Genomic DNA, 16012 nt, shown 5'->3' with positions numbered 1-16012 from the left:
CGTGCTGATCTGGATCGTGCTCGCGGTGGTGCTGCTACCCCTCGTGGCGCTCGCGTTGGCCGTGCGCCCGGTGCTCGCCCGGCTGCCCCGACTGCGCCGTGCCGCCGTGGCGTTGCAGCGGCGGGCCGTCGAGGCCGAGGCGCTGCGGGAAACCGCCGAGGCGCTGCAACAGCGTGCCGAGGACGTCCAACGTCGGCTCGACACCACCAACCAGCGACTCGCGGTGATCAAGGCCAAGCGCGGCTGATCGGGTACGCACCCGGCGGTGGTTGACGGATCATCGCGGGTTGGTCAAGACTTCACCCTCCCGCCCAGACCACCACCACCCAGCGGGTGGCGGGCAGCCGATCCGCACGTACGATGGGCTGCGTACCACCCCCCGGACACAGAGCGACTGGAGCTTCTCATGGGTGCCCTCAAGCCGTGGCACATCGCTGTTCTCGTGGTTGTGCTGATCCTGCTCTTCGGTGCGAAGCGGCTCCCCGACGCGGCCCGTTCGCTGGGTCGGTCGCTGCGGATCATCAAGGCCGAGACCAAGAGCCTGCAGGACGACGACCGCGACCTCGCCGAGAAGGCCGACGCGCAGGCCGGCTACCAGCCGCTGCCGCCGCACGCCGGGCAGCAGGCGCCGTACGCCGGCCAGCCGCAGCAGGCCCCGTACCAGCAGGCGCCGCCGCAGCAGCCGGTCGTCGACCCGGTGCACCGCGTCCGCGACAACTGACCGAAGGGCCCCACTCCCGTGGCCTTCGCACTGCGTAAACGCGGCCCAAAGGCGTTCGAGCGGGCCGCCGACGGGTCGATGACGCTCATCGAGCACGTCCGTGAGCTACGTAATCGTCTGTTCCGTGCGTCCGTGGCGATCCTGATCGGGTTCGGCTTCGGTTTCTGGTTGGCCAAGCCGGTGCTGCACCTGCTCCAGCAGCCCTACTGTGACCTTCCGCAGGCCAGGTATGTCGACGGCAAGTGTGAGTTCGTGCAGCTCGGCCCGGCCGACCTGTTCCTGCTCAACCTGAAGGTCGCGCTCTGGGTCGGTCTGATCGTTGCCGCGCCTATCTGGCTGTACCAGCTCTGGGCGTTCATCGCGCCCGGCCTGCACCGGCACGAGCGGCGCTACGCGTACTTCTTCACCGCCCTCGCCGCGCCGCTGTTCGCGGCCGGTGCGGTGCTGGCGTACTTCGTCACGGCCAAGGGCCTGGAGTTCCTGCTCAGCATCTCGGACAGCGAGATCAGCACGACCCTGGAGATCACCAAGTACATCTCCTTCGTCACCAACCTGATCCTGTTGTTCGGTGTGGCCTTCGAGTTCCCGCTTGTCGTGCTGATGCTCAACTTCGTGGGCATCGCCAGCGCGAAGCGGTTGCTGAGCTGGTGGCGCGTGGCGATCTTCGTGTTCTTCGCGTTCTCTGCCGTGGTCACCCCGACCCCGGACCCGTTCGGGATGACGGCCCTGGCGATCTGCCTCTCCGCGCTCTACTTCGGTGCGGTGGGCATCGCCTTCCTCAACGACAAGCGGCGTGGGCGCGGCAAGGAGATCTACGCCGGCATCGACGACGACGAGGTGTCGCCGTTGGACTTCGACGCGGACCCGGTAGTGGCCGGGCAGCGGGTCGACTCGACTGCGCCGATCGGCGTACCCGAACCGGTCGCCCCACCGGCGCCGATCGAACGCCGCTACGACGACATGACCTGACCGGCCCCGCGCCGGCCGGTCCACCGACGCCGTCCCCGTTCACCGGGGGCGGCGTCGTCGCGTCACCTCGTGCGTCGGCGGCGGAACTGATGGTGACGGCGCCTGCCCCTGGTGAACGGCGGGTGTCCGACCGGTACGGTGCTGCCCGTGACCGCAGACGATCACCTGCCCGGCCCGGTCGCAGTGCTCGCCAACCCGACCGCCGGTCGTGGACGGCACCGCGCGCTGCTGCCCCGGCTGCTGGACGGCTTGGCCGCCGCCGGACGGCCGATCCGGTTGCTGCCGGCGTCCAGCCCCGCCGAGGCGGAGGCGGCGTGCCGGGCCGCCGTCGCCGACGGCGCTGGCGCGTTGGTGGCGGTCGGTGGGGACGGCACCGTGCACCGGGCGTTGCAGGCTGTCGCCGGCACCGCCGTGCCGTTCGGCCCCATCCCGGCCGGCACGGGCAACGACTTCGCTTTGGACACCGGCTTCCCGGCCGACCCCCTCGCCGCGGCGGCGGTGATCGCCGAGGCGGTGCGCGACGGCCGCAGTCAACCGGTCGACCTGGCCCGGATGGTCGGGGCCGACGGCGTCGAGCGCTGGTACGGAGCGGTCCTCGCGGCCGGGTTCGACGCGATCGTCAACGAGCGGGCCAACCGGATGCGTTGGCCACGCGGCCCGCGTCGATACGACCTGGCGATCCTGGTCGAGCTGGCTCGGCTGCGCCCACGCCGCTACACGCTGCGCCTGGACGGGGTGCCGCACGACCTGGACGCGGTGCTCGTGGCGGTGGGCAACTGCCCCACGTACGGCGGTGGGATGCGGATCTGCCCCGACGCGGACCCGACCGACGGACTGCTCGACGTGGTGGTGGCGGGTCGGGTCAACCGGCGGACCCTGGTCCGGGTTAAGCCGCGCATCTACCAGGGCACCCACGTCAGCCACCCGCTGGTGCGCAGTTTCCGGGCCCGCACAGTGGAGTTGGCCGCCGAGGGCATCACCTCGTACGCCGACGGGGAGCGCTCCCTGCGGCTGCCGGTGACGATCAGCGCGGTTCCGGGCGCCCTGCGGCTGCTGCGTTGACCCGTACCGCGCCGATGCTGGCGGCGATGACCAGCACGATGGCGGCGCACTCCAGCACTGTCAGCTCCTGCCGCAGCACCAGCCACCCGGCGAGCGTGGCGACGGCCGGGCCGAGGCTCATCAGCACCGCGAAGGTGGCGGTGGGCATCCGTCGTAGCGCCAGCAGCTCCAGGGTGTAGGGCAGCCCGGAGGCGAGCACCGCGAGGGCGGCGCCGAGCGCCAGCACCGGCGGGTCGAGCAGCACCGCGCCGCCGTCGACGATGCCCAGTGGCAGGGTGACCAGCGCGGCGAGGGTCAGCGCCAGGGCCAGCCCGTCCGCGCCGGGGAATCGGCCGCCGACCCGGGCGCTCAGCACGATGTACGCGGCCCACATGGCGCCCGCGCCGAACGCGAAGGCCACCCCGACCGGGTCCAGTCTGTCGAAGCCGCCCTGCCCGAGCAGCGCCACCCCGGCCAGTGCGAGACCCGCCCAGCCCCAGCTGGCCGGTCGGCGGGCGGAGAACACCGACAGGGCGAGGGGGCCGAGCACCTCCAGGGTCACCGCCGGGCCCAGCGGAATGCGTTCGATGGCCTGGTAGAACAGTGAGTTCATGCCGGCCAGCGCCAGCCCGAACGCGCCGGCCGTGAGCCAGGCCGACCGGTCGTGTCCGCGCAGTCGGGGCCGGCACACCACGAGCAGCAGCACCGCCGAGATGGTCAGCCGCAGGGTCACCGCGCCGGCCACTCCGGTACGCGGGAAGAGCAACGCGGCCACCGCGGAGCCGAACTGCACCGACAGGGCCCCGCCGAGCACCAGCCCCACGGCGGCGACGCCACCGCGCCGGGCCGGTCGTGTCTCGCCCGACCGGGGCGTGGGCAGCAGGATCTCGGTCACGGGCACGACGGTAGGCGCTCAGCTCCGGCTACCTGGCGGCGGTGCCCACCGCTGTGACCAACGGTGGGCACAGCACGGATCGGGCGGTGTCGTTCAGGCTGGCAGGGCGAGGTCGAGGACGGCGCCCAGCCCGTTCTCCCGGCCCGGCTCGGCTGCCGGGAGCACCAGCACCGAGCAGCCGGCGGCCACCGCGCCCGCGTCCGCCGGGGTGTCACCGACCATCAGGGTCTGCTCCGGGTCGACGCCCAGCATGCCGCAGGCCCGCCAGAAGATCGCCGGGTCGGGTTTGCAGCGCCCCACCTCGTAGGAGAGCACGAACGCGCCGACCAGGTCGGTCAGCCCCCAGGCGTCGAAATGTGGCCGCAGGTCGAAGCCGATGTTGCTGACCACCGCCACCGGCACCCCGGCGTCGCGCAGCGCGGTCAGCGTGGGGGTGGTGTCGGCGTACGGCAGCCAGCCCTCGGTGGTCAGCAGCCGCTCGTAGAGCGCGTCGGCGAAGCCGTCGATGCCGGCGTCGACGGTCTCGGCCAACCCGGTGTACGCGCCCCGGTGGGCGTGTTGGTAGAGGTCCCGGTCTGCCCACAGTTCGGCGAGTCGGGGCGGCACCCGTGCCGGCAGTGGCCCGCCGGCGCGTCCGGCGGTCAGCAGCCGGTCGGCCAGCGAGGTGGCGCGGACCCGGTCCAGGGTCACGCCGCACGCCGCCGCGGCCTCCAGCACCCACCGCTGGGGGTCCTCCACCTGGGCCAGGGTGCCGTGAAAGTCGAAGAGCACCGCCTTGACAGGGCGTCGGGACGCCCGGCGGGCGGCGGGCGCCTCAGCGGTGCCCGGCGGACTGGTCTGGGGCGGTTCGGCATGGTCCGGCACGCCGTGCACCCTACCGACCGCCCCCGACCGCGCCTCCGGACGGCCTTGTGGGGTGACATGACGCGGCACGCACTAATCTTGGTGCCATGTCGAGCCCCGCCGAGCGGTACGCAGCGGCGCGCCGCAAGGCCGCACAAGCCGCACAGTTTCCGGCGCTGGACGAGTTCGCGCTCGAGTTGGGGTTCGACCTCGACGACTTCCAGCGGGAGGCGTGCCAGTCGCTGGAGCGGGGCAGCGGTGTGCTGGTCTGCGCTCCCACCGGCGCCGGCAAGACGGTGGTCGGGGAGTTCGCCGTCCACCTGGCGTTGCGGGGGCGACCCGACGACCCGGTGCCCGCCGTCGACGCGGCGACCCCACCGGCGCGACGCAAGTGCTTCTACACGACGCCGATCAAGGCGCTGTCCAACCAGAAGTACCACGACCTGGTGGCCCGCTACGGCGCCGAGCAGGTCGGCCTGCTGACCGGTGACAACGCGATCAACGGCGACGCGCCGGTGGTGGTGATGACCACCGAGGTGCTGCGCAACATGCTCTACGCGGGCTCCAGCACCCTCCAGGGCCTCGCGTACGTGGTCATGGACGAGGTGCACTACCTGGCCGACCGGTTCCGCGGTGGGGTCTGGGAAGAGGTGATCATTCACCTGCCCGCCTCGGTCACCCTGGTCTCGTTGTCGGCGACCGTCTCCAACGCCGAGGAGTTCGCCGACTGGCTGGTCACCGTGCGCGGCGAGACGGCAGTGGTGGTCAGCGAGCACCGGCCGGTGCCGTTGTGGCAGCACATGCTGGTCGGCAAGCGGATGTTCGACCTGTTCCACGACGCCGACGCCGCCCGCAAGCACGACGTGCACCCGGAGTTGCTGCGCTACACCCGGGAGACCGCGCGGCGGCTGGAGCTGGGTGAGGGGCGCAGCGCCGGGCCCGGTGCCGGCCGGCGCGGCCCGCGCTGGCGTGGCCCGTTGCGCCCGGACATCGTCGACCGACTGGACCGGGAAGGTCTGCTACCGGCGATCCTGTTCATCTTCAGTCGGGCCGGTTGCGCCGCCGCGGTGCAGCAGTGTCTCGCGGCCGGGCTGCGGCTCACCTCGGCGGAGGAGCGGGCCGAGATCCGCCGGGTCGTCGAGTCGCGGGTCACCGCCATTCCCGGCGAGGACCTGTCGGTCCTGGGCTACTGGGAGTGGCTGGATGGCCTGGAACGCGGCCTGGCCGCCCACCACGCCGGCATGCTGCCGGTGTTCAAGGAGATCGTCGAGGAGCTGTTCGTCCGCGGCCTGGTCAAGGCGGTCTTCGCCACCGAGACGCTGGCGTTGGGCATCAACATGCCAGCCCGCTGCGTCGTGCTGGAACGGCTGGTCAAGTACAACGGCGAGGCGCACGTCGACCTGACTCCGGGGGAGTACACCCAGCTCACCGGGCGCGCCGGCCGTCGAGGCATCGACGTGGAGGGGCACGCCGTGGTGGTGTGGTCCCCGGAGACCGACCCACGGCAGGTGGCCGGGCTCGCCTCCACCCGCACCTATCCGCTGCGCTCCAGCTTCCGGCCGTCGTACAACATGGCGGTGAACCTGGTCGGCACCGTCGGCGCGGAGCCGGCCCGAGCCCTGCTGGAGTCCTCGTTCGCCCAGTTCCAGGCGGACCGGTCGGTGGTCGGCCTGGCCCGGCAGGTGCAGCGCAACACCGAGACCATCGAGGCGTACGGCGCGGAGGCCGCCTGCCATCACGGCGACTTCGACGAGTACTTCGCGCTGCGGGTGGCGATCGCCGACCGGGAGAAGGCGATCGCCCGGCAGGGGCAGACCCAGCGCAAGGCCGCCGCGGTGGCCTCGTTGGAGCGGCTGCGGGTCGGCGACGTGATCCGGGTGCCGTCGGGCCGGCGGGCCGGGCTGGCCGTGGTGCTGGACCCGGCGACCGGTGGGTTCGGTGAGCCCCGGCCGCTGGTGCTCACCCAGGACCGTTGGGCCGGGCGGGTCAGCCCCGGCGACTTCACCACTCCGGCCGAGGTGTTGGCCCGGATCCGGGTGCCCAAGCACTTCAACCACCGGTCCCCGGGAGCCCGGCGGGATCTCGCCGCCGAGGTCAGCGGCACCGGCCTGGATCGGCACGGTGGCCGACGCGGGGGCCGTTCCCGGCAGGTGACCGGCGAGGACCACCAGATCACCCAGCTCCGCACCGAGCTGCGTCACCACCCCTGCCATGCCTGCCCCGAGCGGGAGGAGCACGCCCGCTGGGCGGAGCGGCGTCGGCGGCTGGAGCGCGACACCGATGAGCTGCGCGAGCGCGTCAGTGGTCGTACGGGGTCCCTCGCGCGAACGTTCGACCGGATCGTGGCGTTGCTGACCGAGCGCGGCTACCTTGCCCGCGACGGCGCGGTCACCGACGCCGGTCGGATGCTGGGCCGGATCTGGACCGAGGCGGACCTGCTGGTCGCCGAGTGCCTGCGCCGGGGGGTGTGGAACGGGTTGTCCCCGGCCGAGCTGGCCGCTGCGGTGTCAGTGGTGGTGTTCGAGGCGCGCCGCGATGTCGACGAGCGGGCGTCGCTGCCGCGCGGGCCGGTGGCCGACGCGGTGGACGAGACGCTGAAGCTGTGGGGGGAGATCGAGGCCGACGAGGCGGCGCGAGGGCTGACGGCGACCCGGGAGCCGGATCTCGGTTTCGCCTGGCCCGTCTACCGGTGGGCCCGGGGCGAGGCGCTGGCGAAGGTGCTCGGCAGCGGTCACGAGATCGATGGTGAGATGCCGGCCGGTGACTTCGTCCGGTGGGCCCGACAGGTCGTTGACCTGCTCGGTCAGATTGCCGACTCTGGCGGTGCCACAACGGAGCTGCGGTCGACGGCTCGACAGGCTATAGCGGCGGTCAATCGAGGCGTTCTCGCGTACCACACGTCAGCGTAATAGTCACGCTCAGTCATTTTCGTCGGTGAAATCGACGCAGCGGACGGTTACCGCAACGGCACCCCTCGGATAGCCCGGGGGGCACTGTTGCGCCTGATCACAGCACCCCTGATCATTGCCGAGGCGTCTTGTTGACGCGTCGGTAACGAATGGGGAGAAAGCCGCCGTGGCGGAGATCAATCACTTTGAGTACGGGTGGATTACGCCCGCGCTGAGTTATGCGCTGTCCGTGCTCGGTTCGATTCTCGGTCTGGTCTGTGCCGGGCGCATCCGCACGGCCCGGACGAACGGCCAGCGGGCGTGGTGGGGTCTGCTGTCGGCCTGGGCGCTGGGCGGCACCGCCATCTGGGCCATGCACTTCATGGCCATGCTCGGCTTCGCCGTCGAGAACACTCGGATCCGCTACGACGTGCCGCTGACCGCGGCCAGCACGGCCATCGCCGTGGTGGCGGTCGGTATTGGCCTGGCGATCGTGGGCACCGGCCGGCTGAATCCGGTACGCCTGATCGCCGGGGGTATCTTCACCGGCGTCGGCGTGGCCTCCATGCACTACACCGGCATGGCCGCCATGCGCCTCAACGGCAGCCTCGGCTACGACACGGTCCGGGTCGTGCTCTCGGTGGTAATCGCCGTGGTGGCGTCCACCGTCGCGCTGTGGCTCGCGATGACCGTCCGGCGGGGGTTGGCGATCTTCGCCTCCGCGTTGGTCATGGGGGTCGCCGTCAACGGGATGCACTTCACCGGCATGAGCGCCCTGTCGGTGCACCGCCACGAACGGGCGGGTGAGGTGACCGGCGCCGGGGTGAGCACCCTGCTGGTGCCGATCGTGCTGGCGGTGATCTTCGGGGTGGTCGGTCTGCTCTACGCGCTGCTCGCCGCTCCGACCGACGACGACCGGGCCGCCGCCGCGTACCTGGACGGACGGCGGCTCTCGGAGCCACCGACCCCGGCGCCCACCGCTGCTCCGGACCCGGTCGGGCTGCGCGCCCGCTCCACCCTCGGCCAGCCCGGTACCCCGTTCCCGTCCCGCCGGGACACGCCGCCGCGCTGACGCCGTGCGGCCGGCCCGCGCCGTGTTGCTGACGGCCTCATAGATCCGGCCGCCTCCGCCCGGTACGGAGGCGGATCAGGCTGGCCGTCGGCCGGGTCGGCTGCTGTCGATCGTGAGGGCGACCAGCAGCCCGGGGTGGTCGGTCGTCCCGTGCATGGGCACCAGGCTGCGACAGCAGAGGGTGATGTCGGTGGTCGCCGTGACGTGTTGCAGTCGGCCGTCGTCGACCCGCTGATGGCCCGGCGGGGTGCAGGACCGTACGTCGGGGTCGGTGCCGGCGCGCAGGTTGAGGTCGCCGCCGAGCACTGTGGGCGCGTACCCGGCGTTGCGGCTGATCGTCGGCAGGATGGTGTCGAGCAGGTGGTCGCACTGGGTGAGCGCGACGCGGTAGCCGGTGGCTGACAGGTGCGTGGTGCAGGCGAGCAGGGCGCCGTCGACGTCGACGCAGAGCCAGGCACGTTCCTCGGGGTCGGCGAGGTCCTGCGTCGGGTGGGTTCCGGCGTACACGGTGCGCGGGGTGGTTGGCGTCCGCACGTGGGTCAGCAGCCCGATGCCGAACCGTTGGCCGTTACGGCAGCGGGTGTCGTCGCCGCTCGGGCGGTCACCGGCGGCCTGGAACGCGGCCACGACGGTCCGCCCTGGGTGAACGGTTTGGAACACGCTCTGCAGGTCGGACACGTCACCGGCGCAGATTTCGTTGAGGGTGACCAGGTCGGGCGCCTCGATGCTGATCACCTCGGCGGCCCTGGCCATCGCTCGACCGCTGTAGCAGCCGGCGCGGCCACTGTTGCAGAGGTTCAGTTGGAGCATCCGTAGGACGGTGGGCTGCGCGGCGTCCCCGGCAAACGGCGATGTGGTCGGCCGGTTGGCCGGGAGTGCGGCGGCGGCGAGTAGACAGACCACGGCCAGGGTTCGGCGCAGGAACCGGTACGGACGGGCGGCCACACGGACTCCGGGGTGCACGAGGCGACAGTCGTCGCCGAGGTGCCAGTGATCCTACTGGCGGCCGAACCGGCTGTTCAGATCCGGAGCGTTGGTGCCGAGGGGGTACGCGCGGCGCGTACCCCCTCGGGTCGCTCAGTGGGCGCGGACCGCGACGGCCGTGTAGGGCGTGGTGGGGGTCGGCGGTGTGGTGAAGCGGGCGTTGGGCAGGTAGAGCCGGCCCAGCGCCTTGGCCACCGTGGTGGGTACGTCGAAGTTCGGATCGGTGATGGTGCTGGTGAGCGCTCCGGCGGTGCCGGAGTGGTTCAGCCGGACCACCGCGATCTGGTTGAGGCGGTTCTGCACCACGTAGAGGGTGCGGCCGAGCAGCAACAGGCCGTCGCCGTTGGTGAAGGTGTGGCCCGGGACGTCCACGGCGGTGCTCGCGCCGGTCGCCGGGTCGACCCGGTACAGCGTGCCGGTGGTGGACTGGACGACGATCAGCGCCCGGCCGTCCGGTGTGGTGGTGATGCCGTTGAGGTTCACCCCCGTGCCGACCTGCTCGTACGCGCCGGTCAGGGTGATCGTGGTGAAGGCGTCGGCGGGCGGCAGCGCCCCATGGCGACCGAGCGGCAGCCGGTAGAGCACCGGTCGGTTCGAGTCGGTGAAGTATGCCGCGTCGCGGGTCAGCACGACGTCGTTGACGAACGTCGGGGCGGTGGCGAACTGGTAGCGGGCCAGCACCTCGCCGGTGCGGGTGTCGAGCACGCGAGCGTCGCCAGCCGTGCCACCGGAGACGAAGAGCCGGCCACGTGGGTCGACCTTGAGGCCGAGCGACGGCGTGCCGGTGGCCGCGCCGATCGTCGTGCCCCGTCCGGTGATCAGGTCGACGCGCTGGATGGCACCGGTGGCGCGGGAGCCGAAGTAGGCGTACCGGCCGGCGGTGGCGATGCCCTCGGGCTGGAACCCGTCGGGGAGGGCGAGGACGGTTGGCGGCCGGTTTGCGGGGTGCGCCTGCGCCGGCGCGACGGCGACGGTGGCCAGCAGGGCGGCGGTCAACGCCCCGCCGAGCGTGGTGCGGAGGGGGCGGTTCACTGTGCTCCTTCCGGGCGGAAGCGGCACGAGCCGACACGTCCGCCACGTTCACTGGGGCCAGGACCTTCCCCACTGTACGACCGTTGGCGGGCGCCCGCCCGGCGTCACCGGCGCGGCCTTCGGGTGGCCGCGCCGGTGAGCCCGTCGAGCGGGGCGGAAATCAGGCGTTGCGGACCAGCCTCCACCGGTTGTCAGCGCTGCCGTTGTCCGGATCCTGCACGGCCTGTGCTCCCCAGGCGGTCGACCCGTTCAGGATCCCGAGCAGCTTGTTGCTGTTGACGTTGCGGATCTTGTAGGTCCCGTCGCCGTTGTCCACGAGGATCCACCGGTGGTCGGCGGTGCCGTTGTCCGCCCACTGCAGGACCCGTGCGTTGTCGGCGGTGGACATGTTCTCCACACCCAGCACCTTGCCGCTGTGGACGTTGCGGAACCGGACCGCGTTGCCGTCGGTCACGACCACCCAGTTGTGGTCGGCGGTGCCGCTGTCGCTCCACTGGACGGCCAGACCACCGTCGGCGGTGGACATGTTCTGCACGCCGAGGACCAGCCCGGTGCCGACGTTCTGCAGGCGGTAGCTGCTGCTGCCGCCGCCGCTACCGGTGGTGTTCCAGTAGACCGTGTAGTTGAAGCCGTGGGCGTCGTAGAAGGGCCCGAGGTTCACAGTGGACCCGTTCGCGCTGGCGGTGAACGCGAGCGAGCTGGTGCTGGTCCGGGTGATCGAGGAGGCGGTGAGGGTGGGCAGGGTGCTCAGGGCCGTGTTGCCGTAGTTGCCGGCCAGCACCGTCGGGCCGTACGTGACCGCGCCGACGTTGGCGTTGTCGTTGGCGGCCTTGACGGCGACCTGCATCGGCAGCCGCACGGTGATGGTGTCGCCCGCGGCCCAGGTACGCGTGACAGTGGCGTAGCTGCCCGGTGTGGTGGTGACGTTCTCCACAGCGCCGTTGACGGCGATCGTGGCGCCGCTGGTCCAGGACGGGATCCGCACCCGGATGCTCCACGACCCGCTCATCGAGCCGCTCAGGGTCAGGGTGCTGGTGTCACTGACCGGGAAGCTGGTGGTCTGGGTGACAGTGATGCCGCGCTGCGTCCAGTTCAGCACCGACGGCGTGAACAGGTTCACGCTCAGCGTGGTGCCGTTGTAGAAGTAGATGGAGTCCATCAACCTTGTGTTGATCTCCAGGCCGGTGCCCTGGCAGCACCAGAACGAGTTGTAGTCGGTGCTCCAGGTGCCGCCACCCCACGCTGGGCCCACGCCCCGACGACCACCCGGCCGCAGCGGGGTGAAGTAGGTGATGTGGCCGTGGCTGTCGGCCGGGTTCTGCCCGCCGATCAGGTGGTTGAGCAGCGCGCGCTCATAGAAGTCGAAGTAGTCCGCCCGGCTCGGGTCGAGCAGCCACAGCTCGCGCGTCAGCTTGAGCATGTTGAACGTGTTGCACTGTTCGCAGGTGTCGTTGCTGAGGTAGCCGGCGATGGCGTTCGGCGGCCGGAAGTGCTCTGCCTGGCTGTTGCCGCCGATGGCGTAGGTGTGCGCGCCGACGGTGATGTTCCACGCGTTGCTGGCGATGTTCCGGTAACGGGTGGTCCCGGTGGCCTTGAACTCCCGGGCCGCGCCGATCCACTTGGGCACCTGCGTGTTGGCGTGCTTGCCGTTGAGCTGGTCCTGGTTGTTGGCCAGCGGGTCGAACACGCCGGCGTGGTCGAACCGCTGCGCGGCGGCGAGCCACCGGCTGTCACCGGTCTGCTGGTAGATGTCGGCGAGCACGTCGTTCATGCCCCCGAACTCGGTGCCCAGCATCGACTGCATCTGGCTGGAGCTCAGCCGACTGGTCCGGGTGTCGACCCAGCCGGCGAGGGACAGCAGCACCGTACGGGCCTGGGTGTTGCCGATGTAGCGCCAGACGTCGAGCAGACCGGCGAGGGTCTTGTGGATGCAGTAGTAGGGCACGTTGCCGTTGGACAACGTCCGAGCCTCGAGCGCCGTGAAGTCGGACTCCGGGAAGCCGGAGAGGTAACCCGCGCCGAACCCGGCGGCACCGTTGTTCGCCTGGCACTTGGCCAACTCGGCGACCATGTAGTTCGCCTTGTCCCGGCAGGTCGTGTCGCCCAGCACCGCGTACGCGTACGCCCACGCGCTCAGGAAGTGGCCCTGCATGTGGGTCCGGAACGGGAAGTTCGGCGCGTCCCAGCCCCCGTTGGTGGCGGCGCCGTTCGTGGACAGCCGGTGGTTGGCGCGGAAGTTGTAGAGCATCCGGTCGACGTCGACGAACCGCAGGTAGTTGAGCGTCCGGGTCTGGTTGTCCATCCAACGGCCGGAGCTGAGTCGTACCTGACCCGGGTCGAACGCGTACGCCGAGACGCCGATGTCGGACCGGACCGGGGGCACGACGGCTGCGGACGCGCTCCCGGGGGAGACGGCGACGCCGGTTGCGGAGACCACCACGGTGGCTCCGGCGGCCTGGAGCAGGTGACGGCGGCTGAGGGGCAGGGGTGGCATGGGGAACCTCCAGGTGGCCGGGTACGTCGGGGCCGCCATCGATGGCGGCGGATCGTCGGCGGCAGAGAGCCGGCGACGGTGCGGTGCGGGTGGTGGGACGCGGTCGCCGTGAACGCCGGGTGCCCATCCCTGGCGCTATCGCGGCACATCGATGTGATCGCTAACATAGTTCGTCGTTAACACGCCCGCAACCCCCGGGGCACCTCGCCGACCCATTCCCGCGACGACCTGGCCCGGGGCCATCGGGGCCGGTGGCGGCTGTGGCCCGAAGCGGACGTTCGCCGGGCTCGCGATCACCGAAGCGTTACCGTGCGTGACGGCTGACTCGATGTCTCCGCCGTTGACGCCCCTCCGGTCGCTCAGTACCGTGCATCGTAAATCTTCGATGTCAACGCCGATACCTCAATGCTGCGATGGGCTACGACGGTCATCCCGCGCCTCACAAAAATGCAGGTCAGATGGGGGAGGGGGCATTCACCGAAAGCTGTTAGCGCTAACACGACTGCCGGTCAATGATCGGTTTCTGAACGACAAAGCCCGTTCGAGTGGCCGTCAGGACGGCGGCGGCTCGTCCAGTCAACATCGCGCACGGCGCACTCTCTGTGGGAGTAATCGTGAACGTGAAGGATCGAACCGCAACCCGGGCCGCTCGCCGGACCAGGCGCGCCATCGCCTGGCTCGCAAGCATGGCCTGTCTCCTCGCACTGATCCCGGGTACGGCCAGGGCCGACAACCCCATCGTCCAGAACATCTACACCGCCGACCCGGCGCCCATGGTGCACAACGGCCGGGTCTACCTCTACACCGGCCATGACGAGGACGGGTCCACCTATTTCACAATGCGTGAGTGGCGGGTGTACTCGTCCGCCGACATGGTGAACTGGACCGATCACGGATCGCCGATGAATCTGGCGACGTTCGCGTGGGCGGACGCCAACGCGTGGGCCGGACAGGTCGTTGCGCGTAACGGAAAGTTCTACTGGTACGTGCCGGTGCGCCAGCGCTCCAATGGGCAGATGGTCATCGGCGTCGGCGTCGCCGACAGCCCGACCGGGCCGTTTCGCGACGCGCTCGGTCGACCACTGGTCGGCAACAACGAGATCGACCCGCACGCGTTCATCGACGATGACGGGCAGGCGTATCTGTACTGGGGTAACCCGGGTCTGTGGTACGTGAAATTGAACCCGGACATGATCTCGTTCTCCGGCAGCGCGACACGCATTCCACTCACGACGGCGGGATTCGGTACCCGCAACGGTAATGCGAGTCGGCCGACGCTGTACGAGGAGGGGCCGTGGGTGTTCAAGCGCAACGGGTTGTACTACAACGTGTTCGCGGCGGAGTGCTGCTCGGAGTTCATCGCGTACTCCACTGCGACCGGGCCGACGGGGCCGTGGACATATCGGGGAACGATCATGCCGCGGCAGGGTGCCAGCTTCACCAATCACGCTGGTGTCATTGATTTCCAGGGTGGTTCGTATTTCTTCTATCACAACGGGGCGTTGCCCGGCGGCAGTGGTTACACCCGTTCGGTCGCTGTGGAGAAGTTCAGTTACACCAGCAGTGGCCTGTTCCCGACGATCACCATGACGACCACCGGTGCCCCGCAGGTGGGCACGCTGAACCCGTACGTGCGACAGGAGGCCGAGACGATCGCGTGGGGCTCGGGGATCGAGACCGAGGCGTCCAGCGAGGGCGGGATGAACGTCGGTTGGATCGAGAACGGCGACTACATCAAGGTCAAGGGCGTCGCGTTCGGCGCGGGTGCGACAGCGTTCAGCGCCCGGGTCGCGTCGGCAACCAGCGGCGGTCGGATCGAGGTGCGCCTCGACAGCGCCACCGGCCCAACCGTTGGTACCTGCACCGTGGGTGGCACCGGCGGCTGGCAGACCTGGACCACCAGCACCTGCGCGGTCAGCGGCGCGACCGGCACCCATGATCTCTACCTGCGCTTCGCCGGCGGCAGCGGCAACCTGTTCAACATCAACTGGTGGCAGTTCAGCGGCACCGGCGGCGGCAGCGCCAACCTGATCACCAACGGCGACGTGGAGAACGGCACGACGGGTTGGGGTGTGCACGGCAGCGGAACGCTCGCCAGGAACACCACAGTCGCGCACGGCGGCAGCGGGTCGCTGTCGATCACCGGCCGGACCGGTGCCTGGAACGGCCCCAGTCAGGACGTGGCCGCCAAGCTCACCAACGGTAAGAGCTACACCACAAACGTCTGGGTACGAGCACAGAGCGGCACCCCGTCGGCGAAGGCGACGCTGTCGCTGACCGCGAACGGCACGACGAACTATCTGCAGCTGACGCCGGCGGTGGGAGTGAACGTCAACGGCTGGACACAGCTCACCGGCACCGCGAGCGTGTCGTGGAGCGGCACCCTGACCAACGCCGCCTTCTACGTCGAGACGGCCGAGGGCACCGACAGTCTCCTCGTCGACGACGCCTCGTTCCAGTGACGGGCGCTGCCGGGGCCGTGCTCGGCGCGGCTCCGGCAGCGACGCGTGTCCCACCGGAACGACCCGTGTTCGGTGCGTCTGGTTACGACTTGACGAACGGCATGTTATCGCTCACAGTCGATGGTTGAGGGCGGCCGCACCTGTGGTTCACCGGGCGAACCTGCTGCGGCCCCTCGGAGCGCGACGTCCGCCCAGGGCATGCCGGACGTCGGGTCAGGATTCCCCGCACTGCTGCCGCGACGGCGATTGGTGCTGCCGTCGCCAACGTCGCAGGAGCAGATTCGGGCGCTGCGCCTCCATCGCTGCACCACCACAGAGAAGGAATCCGCATGAAGCACAGAAGAGTTCTGCGGGCGGCGGTGACCGTCGCGGTCACCGGCGCCCTTGCCGCGGGTATGACGATGGCGCTGACCACCTCGGCCAGCGCCGGCACCACCCTCCGTGCCTCGGCGGCCGAGAAGGGTCGTTATTTCGGCGCGGCCGTCGCGACGGGCAAGCTGTCCACCAGCGTGTACGCGACGATCTTGAACCGTGAGTTCAACAGTGTCGTGGCCGAGAACGAGATGAAGTGGGACGCCACCGAGCCGCAGCAGGGCCAGTTCCGGTACACC

General features: G+C 70.4%; 13 protein-coding genes. 8 read left to right on the top strand and 5 right to left on the bottom strand.

Features of this window, described 5'->3' with window-relative positions; all coding sequences use genetic code 11:
* Position 1 precedes the first annotated feature (1 nt).
* The 4 genes from AB0C19_RS18335 to AB0C19_RS18320 all read left to right on the top strand — a co-directional run bounded on the left by AB0C19_RS18335 (position 2) and on the right by AB0C19_RS18320 (position 2752).
* Positions 2–247 (top strand): hypothetical protein, encoded by a 246-nt coding sequence (locus tag AB0C19_RS18335; protein ID WP_357186534.1) that lies wholly within the window; start codon positions 2–4, stop codon positions 245–247.
* A 159-nt stretch (positions 248–406) separates the two neighbouring features.
* A complete protein-coding gene (tatA, locus tag AB0C19_RS18330; RefSeq protein WP_124855346.1) occupies positions 407–721 on the top strand; it encodes a Sec-independent protein translocase subunit TatA in 315 nt (104 codons plus the stop codon).
* Between the two features lie 18 nt (positions 722–739).
* Positions 740–1690, top strand: coding sequence for a twin-arginine translocase subunit TatC (gene tatC / locus AB0C19_RS18325; RefSeq protein WP_357186530.1), 951 nt, complete (start codon positions 740–742; stop codon positions 1688–1690).
* Between the two features lie 138 nt (positions 1691–1828).
* On the top strand, positions 1829–2752 hold the full coding sequence (locus tag AB0C19_RS18320) for a diacylglycerol kinase (protein ID WP_357186527.1): 924 nt from the start codon (positions 1829–1831) through the stop codon (positions 2750–2752).
* On the opposite strand, the gene AB0C19_RS18315 is transcribed toward AB0C19_RS18320, so the two are convergent.
* Together AB0C19_RS18315 and AB0C19_RS18310 are read right to left on the bottom strand one after the other, a co-directional pair.
* A complete protein-coding gene (locus tag AB0C19_RS18315; protein ID WP_357186524.1) occupies positions 2715–3626 on the bottom strand; it encodes an EamA family transporter in 912 nt (303 codons plus the stop codon). The two genes, AB0C19_RS18320 and AB0C19_RS18315, sit on opposite strands and share 38 nt — an antisense overlap.
* A gap of 93 nt (positions 3627–3719) precedes the next feature.
* Positions 3720–4490 (bottom strand): HAD-IA family hydrolase, encoded by a 771-nt coding sequence (locus AB0C19_RS18310; protein WP_238685798.1) that lies wholly within the window; start codon positions 4488–4490, stop codon positions 3720–3722.
* Positions 4491–4576: 86 nt separating this feature from the next.
* On the opposite strand from AB0C19_RS18310, the gene AB0C19_RS18305 reads away from it, so the two are divergent.
* A complete protein-coding gene (locus AB0C19_RS18305) occupies positions 4577–7378 on the top strand; it encodes a DEAD/DEAH box helicase (RefSeq protein ID WP_357186519.1) in 2802 nt (933 codons plus the stop codon).
* 166 nt (positions 7379–7544) lie between these two features.
* Positions 7545–8429 (top strand): MHYT domain-containing protein, encoded by an 885-nt coding sequence (locus tag AB0C19_RS18300; protein ID WP_357186516.1) that lies wholly within the window; start codon positions 7545–7547, stop codon positions 8427–8429.
* Between the two features lie 75 nt (positions 8430–8504).
* Here the strand turns inward: AB0C19_RS18300 and AB0C19_RS18295 are convergent, their stop codons facing one another.
* The 3 genes from AB0C19_RS18295 to AB0C19_RS18285 form a co-directional block, all read right to left on the bottom strand.
* On the bottom strand, positions 8505–9374 hold the full coding sequence (locus AB0C19_RS18295; RefSeq protein WP_357186513.1) for an endonuclease/exonuclease/phosphatase family protein: 870 nt from the start codon (positions 9372–9374) through the stop codon (positions 8505–8507).
* Between the two features lie 132 nt (positions 9375–9506).
* Positions 9507–10445 (bottom strand): superoxide dismutase, encoded by a 939-nt coding sequence (locus AB0C19_RS18290; protein WP_357186510.1) that lies wholly within the window; start codon positions 10443–10445, stop codon positions 9507–9509.
* Positions 10446–10605: 160 nt separating this feature from the next.
* Positions 10606–12939, bottom strand: coding sequence for a beta-L-arabinofuranosidase domain-containing protein (locus AB0C19_RS18285; protein ID WP_357186507.1), 2334 nt, complete (start codon positions 12937–12939; stop codon positions 10606–10608).
* A gap of 686 nt (positions 12940–13625) precedes the next feature.
* On the opposite strand from AB0C19_RS18285, the gene AB0C19_RS18280 reads away from it, so the two are divergent.
* Both AB0C19_RS18280 and AB0C19_RS18275 read left to right on the top strand, forming a co-directional pair.
* Positions 13626–15401, top strand: coding sequence for a family 43 glycosylhydrolase (locus AB0C19_RS18280; RefSeq protein ID WP_357186504.1), 1776 nt, complete (start codon positions 13626–13628; stop codon positions 15399–15401).
* A gap of 329 nt (positions 15402–15730) precedes the next feature.
* Positions 15731–16012: endo-1,4-beta-xylanase (locus tag AB0C19_RS18275; protein ID WP_357186501.1), on the top strand; the 282-nt coding region annotated here is incomplete at its 3' end.

Source organism: Micromonospora sp. NPDC048842 (genome assembly GCF_040649935.1).
In the GTDB taxonomy this organism is placed as follows: Bacteria; Actinomycetota; Actinomycetes; order Mycobacteriales; family Micromonosporaceae; genus Micromonospora; species Micromonospora hortensis.
This window is presented reverse-complemented; position numbering and strand designations above follow the sequence as displayed.

Coding starts and splice junctions, on each gene's coding strand:
- tatA (WP_124855346.1), top strand. CDS start 407: ATGGGTGCCCTCAAGCCGTGGCACATCGCTGTTCTCGTGGTTGTGCTG.
- AB0C19_RS18305 (WP_357186519.1), top strand. CDS start 4,577: ATGTCGAGCCCCGCCGAGCGGTACGCAGCGGCGCGCCGCAAGGCCGCA.
- AB0C19_RS18285 (WP_357186507.1), bottom strand. CDS start 12,939: ATGCCACCCCTGCCCCTCAGCCGCCGTCACCTGCTCCAGGCCGCCGGA.
- AB0C19_RS18280 (WP_357186504.1), top strand. CDS start 13,626: ATGGCCTGTCTCCTCGCACTGATCCCGGGTACGGCCAGGGCCGACAAC.